The organism is Bifidobacterium pullorum DSM 20433 (assembly GCF_000771405.1).
Classification (GTDB): domain Bacteria; phylum Actinomycetota; class Actinomycetes; order Actinomycetales; family Bifidobacteriaceae; genus Bifidobacterium; species Bifidobacterium pullorum.
Genome location: NZ_JDUI01000013.1, coordinates 16,500 through 30,620, shown reverse-complemented (window position 1 = coordinate 30,620; position 14,121 = coordinate 16,500). Strand labels below are relative to the sequence as shown.

At 65.6% G+C, this 14,121-nt stretch carries 10 protein-coding genes; 5 read left to right on the top strand and 5 right to left on the bottom strand.

From position 1 onward, the window contains the following. Nucleotides 1–102: 102 nt before the first annotated feature. Together nrdR and OU11_RS07430 are read right to left on the bottom strand one after the other, a co-directional pair. The gene (gene nrdR, locus OU11_RS07435; RefSeq protein WP_033515783.1) at nt 103–558 is read right to left on the bottom strand and encodes a transcriptional regulator NrdR; all 456 of its coding nucleotides are present in this window, start codon (nt 556–558) and stop codon (nt 103–105) included. 40 nt (nt 559–598) lie between these two features. Beyond that, on the bottom strand, nt 599–985 hold the full coding sequence (locus OU11_RS07430; protein ID WP_152597117.1) for a LysM peptidoglycan-binding domain-containing protein: 387 nt from the start codon (nt 983–985) through the stop codon (nt 599–601). 155 nt (nt 986–1,140) lie between these two features. Here OU11_RS07430 and lexA point away from each other — a divergent pair, with 155 nt between their 5' ends. Then, nucleotides 1,141–1,848, top strand: coding sequence for a transcriptional repressor LexA (lexA, locus tag OU11_RS07425; RefSeq protein ID WP_033515781.1), 708 nt, complete (start codon nt 1,141–1,143; stop codon nt 1,846–1,848). 144 nt (nt 1,849–1,992) lie between these two features. Here lexA and OU11_RS07420 read toward each other — a convergent pair whose 3' ends face one another. The 3 genes from OU11_RS07420 to hflX form a co-directional block, all read right to left on the bottom strand. Then, nucleotides 1,993–2,919 (bottom strand): cation diffusion facilitator family transporter, encoded by a 927-nt coding sequence (locus tag OU11_RS07420; RefSeq protein ID WP_033515779.1) that lies wholly within the window; start codon nt 2,917–2,919, stop codon nt 1,993–1,995. Nucleotides 2,920–3,355: 436 nt separating this feature from the next. After that, complete coding sequence (locus tag OU11_RS07415; RefSeq protein ID WP_033515777.1) at nt 3,356–4,318, bottom strand: L-lactate dehydrogenase; 963 nt, start codon at nt 4,316–4,318, stop codon at nt 3,356–3,358. A gap of 213 nt (nt 4,319–4,531) precedes the next feature. After that, nucleotides 4,532–5,974, bottom strand: coding sequence for a GTPase HflX (hflX, locus tag OU11_RS07410; protein ID WP_033515842.1), 1,443 nt, complete (start codon nt 5,972–5,974; stop codon nt 4,532–4,534). A gap of 431 nt (nt 5,975–6,405) precedes the next feature. On the opposite strand from hflX, the gene OU11_RS07405 reads away from it, so the two are divergent. The 4 genes from OU11_RS07405 to OU11_RS07390 all read left to right on the top strand — a co-directional run bounded on the left by OU11_RS07405 (nt 6,406) and on the right by OU11_RS07390 (nt 14,051). Next, nucleotides 6,406–7,059, top strand: a complete 654-nt coding sequence (locus tag OU11_RS07405; protein WP_052122776.1) for a class I SAM-dependent methyltransferase — start codon at nt 6,406–6,408, stop codon at nt 7,057–7,059. Between the two features lie 61 nt (nt 7,060–7,120). Further along, on the top strand, nt 7,121–11,257 hold the full coding sequence (locus OU11_RS07400) for a DUF3418 domain-containing protein (RefSeq protein WP_033515773.1): 4,137 nt from the start codon (nt 7,121–7,123) through the stop codon (nt 11,255–11,257). 264 nt (nt 11,258–11,521) lie between these two features. After that, on the top strand, nt 11,522–12,313 hold the full coding sequence (locus OU11_RS07395; protein WP_033515770.1) for a hypothetical protein: 792 nt from the start codon (nt 11,522–11,524) through the stop codon (nt 12,311–12,313). A gap of 67 nt (nt 12,314–12,380) precedes the next feature. Then, on the top strand, nt 12,381–14,051 hold the full coding sequence (locus OU11_RS07390; protein ID WP_033515768.1) for a DUF5067 domain-containing protein: 1,671 nt from the start codon (nt 12,381–12,383) through the stop codon (nt 14,049–14,051). Nucleotides 14,052–14,121 lie beyond the last annotated feature (70 nt).

Here is a 14,121-nt window from a genome sequence, read left to right as displayed (position 1 = left end):
CCAACCCGGGAACGGCGGTTCCGCATATCCGGCCTTCGGCAGGCCCGTATAACGTCATGGTTCGGCAAACCGTTGCGGTTCAAGCCCGCGTACGGCCACGGTTCAGGCCTGCGTATCCACGTCTTTGAGCCCGTCGATGGCGTTCTGGAAATCCTCGAGGCTCTCAAAGTTCTGGTATACGCTGGCGAATCGCAGGTATGCCACGACGTCCAGCTCGCGCAACGGTTCGAGAATGGCCTTGCCCACGTCCTCGGATTTGACCTGGGCCAATCCCCTCGCGCGCAGGTCCTCCTCCACACGCTGCCCCAGCGCCTTGAGATCCTCCTCCCTGATCGGCCTGCCCTGGCAGGCCTTTCGCACGCCGGAGATCACCTTGTTGCGGTCGAACGGTTCGATGTTGCCCGATGTCTTCATCACCAACAGCATCGTCGATTCCACGGTGGTGAACCGCTTTCCGCATTGGGTACATTCACGGCGACGCCGAATCGAATGGCCGTCATCGCTGATGCGGGTATCGATGACCCTGGTATCGGGGTTCTGGCAAAACGGGCAATGCATGGCCCCAGAATACCCCGTACCTCTAGATTCTGGCGTGTCGCTACCACACCGGGACGATCAGGCGCTGACCGACAGTCAACTCGGAGGACGGCAGATCGTTCAACTCCTCCAGAACGGCCACCGTCTCCCACACATCGCCATCCGCCGGAGTGATACGGGCGGCGTACGACCACAAGGTATCCCCCGGACGGACCGTGTACGAGCTGACTGCGGTGGCACCCATATCGGAACGGGCTTCACAGGTGCCCACCAACCCGAAGCACGCCCACGCCAGCAGCGCCGAAAGCACGGCCACCACGACGCGCCCGCGGACGGTCAGGCGCGTCCTGCCGCGCCGCCGCGCGACCCCGGCCGCCGTGCGGCCACCGGCAGCGACGCCTCGCCGTGCCACGGCTTCACTGCCCATCGTCCGAACGCCCGTCTGCATCGCGACCACCATTCCTTTCGAACACATGTTCTATCGAACATCTGTTCTGATTCTCGCACAGATGTTCGACATGCGCAACCCGACACTCGAACAGATGTTTGATTTCATATGGTTTTCACGTTATGCTGAATGCAACGTCACTGAAAGGAGCAGCCGTGAGCACCGTCCCCTTCCCCCCGAAGACCACGGACACCCAGTCCGACGCCTCGGCGCTGACCGACCGCCAGCGCAAGGTGCTGGACGCCATCAGGGACCACGTCTCGAAACACGGCTTCGCCCCCTCCTTCCGCGAGATCGGGGAGGCTTCCGGGCTGAAAAGCCCCTCATCGGTCAAACATCAGCTGCAGGCATTGGCGGATAAGGGCCTCATCCGCATGAACGCCAACAAGGGGCGGGCAATCGAGCTGGTGGAGGAGGATCCCCCCTCTCCCCAGGCGGCAACCGTCCTTCCCTTCCCGGCGAAGCAGGGCGACAGCGCCTCGATCATCGAATCGCGCGACGTCCCGCTGGTCGGCCGCATCGCCGCGGGCGTGCCCATCACCGCCGAGCAGCACGTCGATGACGTCATGCGTCTGCCGGAACGGCTCACCGGTACCGGAAACCTGTTCATGCTTGAAGTGCACGGGGATTCGATGATCGACGCGGCGATCTGCGACGGCGACTTCGTGGTCATCCGGGAACAGCACACGGCGCAGAACGGGGATATCGTCGCCGCGCTGCTGGATGACGAGGCCACGGTCAAGACCTTCCGCAAGGAGAACGGACACGTCTGGCTCATCCCGCACAACCCCGCCTACTCCCCCATCGACGGCACCCACGCCGAGATCATGGGCAAGGTCGTCACCGTACTGCGCAAGCTGTAAGCGCCGGCAACCGCACGGCTGCCATTGGCGAGGTAGGCATCATCACGCCGGCGCCGGTGCAAACCGCAAACGCCGGCGATCACACGGATGCCGCGCAATCGCACAGGACATCCGCGGCGCGGAGCGCACGGTCACCGGGCCGATCTACTCATGCATCTGCACGGAGCTCGGGGAATCATACCCCTCCGGCTCCAGCTGGAAGGTCGTATGCCCGATCGACACCGGGAAATGCTCGCGCAGGCAATCCTGCATCCGCTCCAGCACCTCCCCGGCCTGTTGCATGGTCACATCACGCTCCACCACCACATGCGCCGACAGGACCGGCATACCGGTCGCCACGGTGCTGGCATGCAGGTCATGCACGGCCACCACACGGGGAACCTCCTCCAGATGACGACGCACCTCGCCCAGATCCAACCCCTCGGGCGTCTCCTCCAGCAGCACACGCCCGGCCGAAACCAGCAACCGCACGGCACGGGGAATCATCAGCAGCGCGATCACCCCACCGGCCACCGCATCGAACCCGGACCAGCCGGTCGCCATCATCACCACGGCGGACACCACCACGGCAATGGAGCCCAGCGCATCGTTGACCACTTCCAGAAACGCCGCCTTCATGTTCATGTTGTCCTCACGGTTCGACGCCAGAACCACCATCGATCCGCAATTCGCCGCCAACCCCAGAACGCCGAAGCACAGCAGCAGACGCACATCGCGCACGTCGTCGCCATGCCCGCCGAACAGGCGCATGCCAGCCTCCACCAACGCGTACACGCCCACGAACAGCAGCACCGTGGCCCCCTCCGCCGCCGTGATGACCTCCAGCCTGGACCAGCCCCACGTGCGCACGTCATTCGGCCGGCGGCGCATCAGCACCGCGGTGATCGCCGATGCCGCCAGCACGGACATATCGGTGAGCATATGGCCGGCGTCCACCAGCAGCGCCAACGACCCCGTGACGATCGCCCCGACCACCTCCGCCACAAACACCGATCCCGTCAACGCCAGCGTCGCCATCAGGCGCCGCTGGTGTCCCTCCCCCGCGGCCGAGGACCCATGCACATGTGCCATTCAAAACTCCTTTCCAATCTGCCACCACCGTAGACCACTTTATTGAGAATCACAATTTATCGATAATGAATTTCGTTGACATACAGCCAATTCAACATGCTTCTCATTCTCAATAAGCAGGCCGCGAGACGAAACGCGCTTCGCTCCCACAGCGAGTCGTCACCACCCCGCGACAACACGCACACTAAGCCAGCACCCCCACGGCGAGTTGTCGCCACCACGCGACAACACGCACACCAAACCAGAACCCCAACGGCGAGTTGTCGCCCTCCCGCGACAACACGCCCATCAAGGCCGCAGGCCTCGCGGACGGACCGCCGCGCAACAGGGACCGGTGGCGTACAACCCGAACCTCGTCCCGACACATGCCCGTCCCAACGCAGGAAGCCCCGACATATCGTCGGGGCTTCCTGCACAACGGCTGACGGACGGCCTATCAGAAACCGAACTTGGCGGCGGTCTCCTTCAGCGTCTCGGCGGAGCGCTTCAGCGCGGCGAGCTCGCGGTCGGACACCGGGGTGTTGATGCGCGAGTTCACGCCCTGACGGTTGATCAGGGTCGGCACGGACATGCACACGCCGGAGATGCCGTGGAAGTCGTCCAGCATCGAGCTGACCGGCAGGATGCGGTTCGCATCGTGCAGCACGGCCTCGATGATGTCCACACCGGACATGGCGATGGCGTAGTTGGTCGCGCCCTTGCCCTGGATGATGCGGTAGGCCGCGTTCTTGACCTCCTGATGGATCTCCTCGCGCTTGTCGGCATCGAGCGGCTCGTGGCCGGGCAGCGGGCTCCAGTCGCACATCGGAACGCCGCCGATGGTGGCGGAGGCCCACAGCGGGACCTCGGAATCGCCGTGTTCGCCGGCGATGTAGGCATGCACGTTCTTGACGTTGACGCCGGTCTGCTGCGCGATCAGGAAGCGCAGGCGGGCCGAGTCCAGGTTGGTGCCGGAACCGAACATCTGGTTCGCCGGCAGGCCGGACAGCTTGAGCGAGACATGGGTGACGACGTCCACCGGGTTGGTGATGAGCATGTAGATGGCGTTCGGCGCCACGTTCACCACGCTCGGAATGATGGACTTCATGATGTTGATGGTCGCGCCGGCGAGATCGAGACGGGTCTGGCCGGGCTTCTGACGGGCGCCTGCGGTGATGACGACCATGTCGGCGTCGCGGCAGATCTCGACGTCGTCGGAACCCTGCAGGGAGACGGTCGGGAAGAAGCTGGAGCCGTGCTGCATGTCGAGCACCTCGGCCTCGACGCGATCCTTGGCGATGTCCTCGAGGACGATCTCACGGGCCACACCGCGCTGGGCGGCGGCGAAGGCGAGCGTGGAGCCGACGGCACCGGCACCGATGATGGCGAGCTTTGTGGGCTTAATGGGGGAATCCACCATGTTGTTGACCTCTCTTAGCGGAATGTAAACCCCCGGGATGCGCCCGGGTTCTTTTACGCAACACCTCAGATTTTATCCGCACTACGTGACGTTTGGCGACCGACGCACGATACCACGGATTGTGATATTGCTCACGTTTTCGGCATAATCGGCCCGGTTCGGCGCATGATTCGCACACGGCCGCATCCGTCCCCGACAACGGGGCCGGCGGACTCAGCCAATCGACTCATCCACGATGCGCGCGGCGAGCACGCCGTCGACCTGGGCCTCGAGCATGATGCCATCCTCACGGTATTCGATGCCGTCGATCCTGCCGTATTCGCGCACACGCGAAATCAACGAGCCCGACGAGTACGGCAGCAACGCCGAAACATGCACGTTCGGCGTCGGCAGCATCGACTCGACCTGGGCGCGCAGCGCATCGACGCCCTCGCCCGTGGCGGCGGAGACGATATGGGCCTCGGGCGCGAGCGCCCCGATGCGCTCACGCGCGGCCTCGTCCATCATGTCGGCCTTGTTGAAGGCGATGACGACGGGGATGTTCCCCACCCCCTCGATGTCGGAAAGCACCTCGTTGACCGCGTCGATCTGCGAGAACGGATCGGGATGCGATCCGTCGACGACGTGGAGGATCAGATCGGCCTCGCCCACCTCCTCCAACGTGGATTTGAACGCCTCGATGAGCTGCGTGGGCAGGCGGCGGACGAATCCGACCGTGTCAACATACGCGTACAGCCGTCCGTCCTTGGCCCGAGCCCGGCGCACGGCCGTGTCCAGCGTGGCGAACAGCGCGTTCTCGACGAGTTCGGCGGAACCGGTCAGCCGGTTGGTCAGAGAGGATTTGCCGGCGTTCGTGTACCCGACCACGGCCACCGTGGGCAGTCCATACCGGCGGCGAGCGCCACGCTTGACGTCGCGGGCCGGCGCCATCTGGGCGATCTGCTTGCGCAGACGGGCGATGCGGTTGCGGATCACGCGGCGGTCCATCTCGATCTTCGTCTCACCCGGACCACGCGATCCGATGCCGCCGTCGGCGCCTGCGGCGCGACCGCCGGCCTGCCGCGACAGCGAGGCGCCCCAGCCGCGCAGTCGAGGCAGCATGTACTGCAGTTGGGCGAGTTCCACCTGCGCCTTGCCCTCCCGACTGGTGGCATGCTGCGCGAAGATGTCGAGGATCACGGCCGTGCGGTCCACGACCTTGACCTTGGTGGCGTCCTCCAACGCACGACGCTGGCTCGGCGGCAGATCGTCGTCCACGATGATCGTGTCGGCCTCCTCTCGCGCCACGATGCCCGCGATTTCCTTGGCCTTGCCGGAACCGACGTATGTGGCCGCGTCGGGACGGTAGCGGTGCTGCAGCAGACCGTCGCAGACCTCGGCGCCCGCGGTTTCGGCGAGTGCCGCAAGCTCGCGCAACGATTCCTCCGCCTGCGCCTGCGTGGTCACCGCGCTCGACCAGACGCCGACCAGCACGACGCGCTCCAGACGCACCTTGCGGTATTCGACCTCGGTGACGTCCTGCATCTCGCCCAGGCCGACGACATGACGCAGCGCGTTGCGCCCCTCGCGTTCCTCCCACAGCTCGTCGGAATCGGCGGCGAACCCCGCGCCCCGCTGCGTATCGTCGAGCAGCACCTCCGACTGTTCAGACAGCACGTCACGCCGTTCGTCGGAGTGTTCGCCGCGCGTCGTTTCCGCACCGGTCCCCGACGTCCGGACGTCCTGCACCGGCACGGCGTCGGAAGTCACGGGTTCCGACCCGTTCCCGGCTGTCAGTTCGTTGTATTCTGTCAAATTCCACCTATCGTCTTCGAACCATGGTCCAAATCAACGTCTCATTATCCGTAACCACACCGACAACGCCCGGCGCACCCCAGCTCCCGCGTCCGCCACCCGCCCTATGACCGACTATCCCGGCATCGGCTCCTTGATACACCGCCGCAGTACGTACACCTCACGCACCCGCCTACCGGGAACGCACGCGGAAGGGGTGCGGCGTACAATCGTGTGGACAAACGCGACGAGATGGGGCCTCCGGAAGACGGCCTGCATCCACCGCATGAGCCAATCAGATGAGGATGAGCACCATGAGCGAACAGTATTTCTCGGCAACGCCCGCCTCGCAGGATGTGCGCCGTACGCTGCACGTGACGCTGCGTGGATTCGAGGCCGACGTGGAGACCTCGAACGGGGTGTTCTCCGGCTCCCGGCTTGATCTGGGGACCTCGGTGCTGCTGCGCCACGCGCCTGAACTGCCGGAACACGGCACGTTCCTGGATCTGGGCTGCGGTTGGGGCCCCGTGGCGTTGGCGATGGCGATGGAATCGCCCGAAGCCGACGTGTGGGCGGTGGACGTGAACGAGCGGGCGCTGGAGCTGACGGCCGGCAACGCGAAGCGCAACGGCTGCGACCGCATCCGCATCGCGCAGACCGACGAACAGGGCGCGCCTCTGGCCGAACAGCATGTGTCCGGCGCCGAACCGATGCCGGCCGAGCCGAAGTTCAACGTAATCTGGTCGAACCCGCCGATCCGCATCGGTAAGGAGGCGCTGCACACGCTACTGATGGCTTGGCTGCCACGGCTCAACGCCGGCGGCGCCGCGTATCTGGTGGTGCAGCGGAATCTGGGGGCCGATTCGCTGATTCCGTGGCTGGCCGAAGCGTTGGGCAACGGGTTCGCGGTGAGCAAATACGCCAGCTCCAAGGGCTTCCGTATCATTGAGATTCTGCGGGAAGGATGAGGCCGGCCGCCGGCGGCGAGAATCCGGCACGAGGTAATAGGCGACACGAGGAATGGGGTTTATGAGGTTCGAGTATCCGAAGGAGCTGCCGGTCAGCGCGGCCAGGGACCAGATCGCGCAGGCGGTGCGCACCTCGCAGGTCGTCATCGTCTCCGGACAGACGGGTTCCGGCAAGACCACGCAGCTGCCGAAGATCCTGCTCGAACTCGGCCGCGGTTCGCACGGCCACCAGATCGTGCACACGCAGCCCCGCCGCTTGGCCGCACGCACCGTCGCCGAACGCATCGCCGCGGAGATGGACGTCAGGCTCGGCGACGAGGTCGGCTACCAGGTGCGCTTCACCGACGAAAGCTCCCCGAACACCCGTCTGCGCGTGGTCACCGACGGCATCCTGCTCGCGCAGATCCAACGCGATCCGCAGCTGAGCCGCTACGACACGATCATCATCGACGAGGCGCACGAACGCAGCCTCAACATCGACTTCCTGCTCGGCTATCTGACGGCGCTGCTCCCCCGGCGCCGCGACCTGAAACTCGTCATCACCTCCGCCACCATCGATTCGGTCAAGTTCCAGGAGCATTTCGAACGCGCCCTGCACGCGCCGGTGCCGGTCATCGAGGTGTCCGGACGCACCTATCCGGTGCAGATCGTCTACGAGCCGCTGGGCACCGCCCCCGCGCTGATGCGTTCCGTGCCCGGGTTCGAAACCGGCGCGATGCCCGGAGAGCAGGCATACGCGGAGCTCTCGGCCGCACCGAGCCCCTCCGAACGTGAGGGCCGCGGCCGCGAGCGCGACACCCCGATCGACATGCCGACCGCCGTGGCCCGCGCCTGCGCCGAGCTGGTGATCCACTCCAGCCATGTGACCGGCCCGCGCGACATCCTGGTCTTCGCCTCCGGCGAACGCGACATCCACGAGTTCGAGGCCGCGTTGCGCCACCATTACGGCCCGCGAGCCTCCGACATGCGCAGGCCGGACGCCATCGAGATCGTGCCGCTGTTCGCGCGCCTGTCCGCCAAGGAGCAGCATCGGGTGTTCGAGGCGCACACGCATCAGCGCATCATCATCGCCACGAACGTGGCAGAGACCTCGCTGACGGTGCCGGGCATCCGCTACGTGGTCGACCCGGGCACGGCCCGCATCTCCCGGTATTCGAAAACCGCCAAGGTGCAGCGGCTGCCGATCGAGCCGATCAGCCAGGCGAGCGCCGACCAGCGTTCCGGCCGATGCGGCCGTGTGGCCGACGGCATCGCCATCCGCCTGTACAGCCGCGAGGACTACGAGACGCGGCCGCGGTTCACCGAGCCGGAGATCCTGCGTACCTCGCTGGGCGCGGTGGTGCTGCACATGCTCAGCGTAGGCGTGGCCCGCACCGCCGAGGACGTGACCACGTTCGGATTCATCGACCCGCCGGATATGAAGGCCGTCTCCGACGGTTTCAACGAGCTGGTGGAACTCAAGGCGATCGCGCGCCGTCAGGGCGGCGTGACGCTGACCCATATCGGCAGGCAGCTGGCCCGCATCCCGATCGACGTGCGCCTGGGGCGCATGGTGATTGAGGCGGCGCGCTCGACCACGCCGAACACGTTGGCCGCGGTGCTGGTGGTGGTGGCGTTCCTGAGCCTGCAGGACCCCCGCGAACGCCCCGAGGAGAACCGCGAGGAGGCCGACCGCATCCACAACCGCTACGCCGACCCGTCCAGCGACTTCCTGACCGCGCTGAACATCTGGGACCGCGTGTTCCAGGCGGACGGCAATCCCAGCAACTCGGCGTTGCGCCGCATCTGCAAAACCGAGTATTTCAGCTGGCTGCGCATGCGCCAGTGGAAGGATCTGGTCACGCAGCTGACCGAGATGTGTCGCGAGTTCAAATTCAAGGTGGGCGAGCCGATTCCGATCTCCCGCCCGGACCTCAAAATCCGCCAGCTGCCGATCAACCAGCAGGCGGCGCACGCATTGTGCTGCTCCTGGGACGCGCAGGGCATCCACACCTCCATGCTGGCCGGCCTGCTCTCGATGATGGGCATGCAGGTGCTGCGCGAACCGAAGGCCTCGGATTTCGCCGGCCTCAAGGGCGCGGCGAAGGCGCGGGCGATGAAGCGCGCCCAGAAGATGGCGAAGAACGACTATCAGGGCGCGCGCGGCACGCGGTTCGCGCTGTTCCCCGCCTCCAGCGTGGCCAAGTCCACGCCGCCGTGGGTCATGAGCACCGAACTGGTGGAGACCAGCCGCCTGTGGGCGCGGTATTCGGCCTCGATCGATCCGGCGTGGGCCGAGCCGTTGGCGGGCAGCCTGACCCGCACCACCTACGCGGAGCCGCACTGGTCCGGCTCGCGCGGTTCGGCTGTGGCCAGCGCGAAGGTGCTGCTGTACGGCCTGCCGATCGTGCAGGACCGCACCGTGCAGTGGGGACGGATCAATCCGCCCGAGGCGCGCGACTTCCTGATCCGACAGGGCCTGGTCGAGGGCGACATCCAGCAGCGGTTCCAGCATGATGCGTTCGTGCAGCGCAATCTGGAGGTGCTTGAGGAGGCCGCGGAGGATGCGAGCCGTACGCGTCAGCTGGCCGGCACGGTGAGCGACGAGGACCTGTTCGACTTCTATAACGCGCGTATCCCCAACGATGTGACGTCGGTGGCCGATCTGGGCAAGTGGTGGAAGACCGCGTATGACGACGACCCGCACCTCCTGGACTTCGACCCGGAGAAGGTGGAGCGTCTGGCCGACACGGAGTCGGTGAGTCTGGCCGACTACCCGGACCAGTGGCATACGCTCGGCACCGATGGCATGCCGATCGACCTGAGACTGAGCTACGTGTACGACCCGCAGGCGCAGGATGATGGCGTGACCGTGCACATCCCGTTGAAGGCGCTCTCGCGTCTGACGCCCGAGCAGTTCACCTGGAGCGTGCCCGGCCTGCTGGACGAGCTGATCGTGGGGCTGATCAAGGCGCTGCCGAAGGCGCTGCGCGTGCAGTTCGTGCCCGCGCCGTATACGGCGCGCAAGATTCGCCTGTGGATCGACGATCACTACCCGGACCTGCCTGGTTCGGGTGACCGGCAGAAGCCGAATCTGCCGCCCGAGGATGCGCCGGTGGAGGTCGTCTCCGGTACCCAGGGCGCGGCCTGGCCGGATTTCGCGCATGTGTTCACCCAGGCGGCCATCCACACGGTCGGCGCGCAGATCCATCCCGAAGTGCTGGGGACGGAACTCTGGAACAAACTCACCCCGTATCTGCGGATGACGTACGCCGTGGAGCAGCCGCTGCCCCCGGTCAGAACCCCGCGCGGCCCGCGCCGCCATCGCGGAGGGGTCAAGGTGCTGGGCACCGGCAAGGACCTGGTGGCCTTGCAGCGCCGGTTCGCGCAGGAGGCCGAGGCCTCGGCCCGTCAGATGGTGCGGCGCAGGGCGGAAGCGGCCGGCGACCAAGGCAAGCTGGTCGAACGGGCGAACCTGTTGCAGAAGGCCGGGGCGACCACCGAATCACGTGAGACCATGCTGTGGCGCGGCGCGTTGGACGCCCTCCGGATGCCCTCCGAACGGGTCTCCTCGCGTTGGCTGGGCGCGGAGGCCCTGATGCTGGCCTCCGCGCCATACAAATCCACCAAGGATCTGGTCGAGGATCTGCAGTTGGCTGCGGTCAAACGCCTGCTGCCGCATATCGACCAGCTGCCGGACGATGCCGCGCTGGCGGAAGCCGTGGCGGAGGTGTCCCAGGTGTTCGAGGACACGGTGTATGCGGTGGCCCATGACGTGATCACGATGCTCAAACGCTACGCCGAGATCGATAAGGCGGTCTCCGGACCGGCCGATCTGCCGATGCTCTCGGTGCTGCAGTCGATCCGGGAACATATCGCCACGCTGGTATACCCAGGTTTCATCGGCGCCACGCCCCCGGCGTCGCTGCCGCGCCTGGCCGCATATCTGCAGGCCGACATGCTGCGCCTGAACAAGGCCAAAGCCGATAAGAACCGTGATGTGCGCTGGGCGTGGGAGGCCGACGAAGCCCGGCAGCTCGTGGACGCGGCGACGGCCCGCGCCAAGGCCGAACCGGCCGGGCCCCGGCACGAATCACTGACCAAGCAGGCGGACACCGCCCGTTGGATGCTCGAGGAGTTCTACGTCTCGCTCTGGGCGCAGGAGCTCGGCACCGCCGGCCCCGTGAGCCTGCAACGTATCCGCAAGGCGCTTCAGTAGGGGATGTTCATGTTCAGTTGGAAACCTGCTCCGATCATAGACATGACATGTCTCCGATACCATGCGATTCGACGCGCCTTGACCGTCCACGGTTCCCAACTGAACGCCAAATTCCCCTACTGAATACCGTCCTGGAGCACGATGACCACACGCAAACCCTCCCGCACACGTTCCAAGACGTCAGCTCGACGAACCAAGCGCCGCACGCTCACCCGTACGTGGCTGCGCGCATGGAAACGCGCGAGGTTCAGGCAACGGCTGACCATGATCGCCGTGCCTCTGGTGACTCTGATCTGCATCATCGGGGTGGTTGCCGGGCTCACGATGTTCATCCGGTGGCGCGCGGAGGTGTCGGCCGCCACCGCCGCGCAGGATGAGACCGCGCAGCGCTACGGGTTCAACCCGGGCAACATCATCTCCGACAGCCAGTTCTTCAACGCCGATGCCATGAGCCAGGCCGAGGTCCAGGCGTTCCTCGACCAGCAGGGCGGCGCGCTCGCCTCGATGGCCTTCGACACCGCAACGCAGCCCGCCGACGAATTGTGCGAGGTCTACGAAGGCGCCACCGGCGAGAGCGCGTCCGCCATCATCGACAAATCGGCCCGGGCCTGCGGCATCAGCCAGAAGGTGCTGCTGACGATGCTGCAGAAGGAGCAGCATCTGGTCACGGCCGCGGACCCCACCGACTTCCAGATCCGCGCCGCCATGGGACTGAGCTGCCCCGACGACGCGAACTGCGATCCCGCCTACGCCGGATTCTTCAATCAGGTCTACGGCGCCGCCCACCGCTACCGCTACTATCTGGCCCACTTCGACGACTACAACTACCACGCCGGCAGGTTCAACTATGTGCAGTACAACCCGGTTCCGGCCTGCGGCGGCAGCGATGTCTACATCGAGAACAACGCGACCGCACTGCTGTACATCTACACGCCCTACCAGCCGAATCGGGCCGCCCTGGAGGCCGGCTCCGGCGAAGGCGACGCATGCTCCTCATACGGCAACCGCAACTTCTCCCTGATCTACTCCGACTGGTTCGGCGATCCGCGCCAGTGAGTGGTTCCCGCGTCCTTCCCGTACAATTGGGAGTGTATCCGCCCGGCGATGAGGGAGGGCAGCACCCATGGGTCTGTTCGGCAAGCGCAACACCGATGACTATATCTCCCCGTTTGATGTGGATCAGGCACCGGACTATATCGATCCCAGTACCGTGGTCGACCGTGAATCGAAGATCGACGCCAAACAACACCAACGCGAGGAACGCCAGCGCAAGGCGGAGAAACGGGCCGAACGCCGCAGGCAGGAGCGCATCGAGCAGGCCTACTACCACGCGAGCCAACCGTCCACGAGCCAACCGTCCAAAGCATCGTCGGCACCGGCAGCGGTTCCGACATCCAAGCCCTCGGCCAGCACCACGCCTCCCCCATCGGCATATCCGAAGCCGAACATCCCACCGTCGCAGCCGGCAGGTTCCACACGTCCCACCACCAATCCGGTGGTGAACGCGGCGAATCGCGCCGACCAGCCAACCAAGAAACCGTTGGCCGCACAACTGGGCTTCGTGCTCTTCCTGCTGGCCATCGCCTCGCTCCTCGGCAACTCGCTCGGCGTCCTGATCGTCATCGGCGCGGTCGTCTATCTCATTCACGCCATCCGCACCCGACAATCACGGACCGCCAACGGCGCAGGCCGTCCCACGTCTCCGGCATCGCGCCCGCCAGCCGCGACGGCGGCACGGTCGTCCACGTCCAATCGTGCCGCCGCCGTGATCGTCACCGTTACGGTCACCGCCATCATCGTCGTGGCGGCCGCTGTCATCGGCGTCGTTATGGCGCAACGCAACACCGTCTCCGATACCTCGCGGGGATCGTTCTCCTGGTCCGCGGACGACGAGGACGACTACGACTACACCGAAAAGGAACCGGAGACGTTCGAACGGACCGGCACGCTGATCGATGAATACGACGACGAACGCATGTCGTTCACGATCGCCCGGGCCTACGCGGGCATCCATGACGACTTCGACGCCCGTACCGTCATCGTCGAGGTCGAAGCCTCCAATGAGGGATCGGCCACCACGTCACTCGGTTCGATCGGTGAGCTCGAGGTGTTCCAGAACGGTGTGGCGCTCCGGGATTCCTTCCTGTATGTCGGCGATGACGCCAGCCTGCTGCCCGGTTACGACCCCGTGTCATCAATCAACGATATCCCGCCGGGAGGCCGATCGACGATCACCGTGGCCTATGCGCTGCGCGACACCACCACGCCATTGGATGTGCGCATCACCGACTATAGCGACACCGCCACGATCAGGTCGGCCTTCGCCATCGGCGAGGATACACCCACCTCACCGTTCGAACAGATTGATTCCTCCGAACTGCCGCAGATCCCCACGCCCACCGACACCGAGGGGATGAGCACGATCCGCGACTGGGATGACACCGCCCTCGCCGAGGTACGCATCGACGATATCCAGCGTGGCACGCCAACCTATGAGGGCATCGACACGGTCATCGTCACCTTTCGGTGGATCAATCGTTCCGATGAGATCCGGTCGCTGTCCCAGCTCGGCGACATCCAGGCGTTCCTTGACGGCACCGAACTCGAGGACGCCTACCTGAGCGAGCCGGTGGAGGGGTATGAGGAGAGCTCCGAATACCTCGCGCTGCTCCCCGGGGCGCAGACCACCGCCACGCTCGCCTACGAGCTGCCGCGCACCACGGGAACGGTGAACGCGCGCATCGTCGACTACGACGACACCGCGCTGGTGGAGCGTTCGTATGAACTCGAATGATGCCGGTGCGCTGGCGTTCGGCGTCGAATGCCGGCGCGTCCCCGTCGGAAAACTCCGGCGGGGACGCGGC

Coding starts and splice junctions, on each gene's coding strand:
- nrdR (WP_033515783.1), bottom strand. CDS start 558: ATGCATTGCCCGTTTTGCCAGAACCCCGATACCAGGGTCATCGATACC.
- OU11_RS07430 (WP_152597117.1), bottom strand. CDS start 985: ATGCAGACGGGCGTTCGGACGATGGGCAGTGAAGCCGTGGCACGGCGA.
- OU11_RS07420 (WP_033515779.1), bottom strand. CDS start 2,919: ATGGCACATGTGCATGGGTCCTCGGCCGCGGGGGAGGGACACCAGCGG.
- OU11_RS07415 (WP_033515777.1), bottom strand. CDS start 4,318: ATGGTGGATTCCCCCATTAAGCCCACAAAGCTCGCCATCATCGGTGCC.
- OU11_RS07405 (WP_052122776.1), top strand. CDS start 6,406: ATGAGCGAACAGTATTTCTCGGCAACGCCCGCCTCGCAGGATGTGCGC.
- OU11_RS07400 (WP_033515773.1), top strand. CDS start 7,121: ATGAGGTTCGAGTATCCGAAGGAGCTGCCGGTCAGCGCGGCCAGGGAC.
- OU11_RS07395 (WP_033515770.1), top strand. CDS start 11,522: ATGATCGCCGTGCCTCTGGTGACTCTGATCTGCATCATCGGGGTGGTT.
- OU11_RS07390 (WP_033515768.1), top strand. CDS start 12,381: ATGGGTCTGTTCGGCAAGCGCAACACCGATGACTATATCTCCCCGTTT.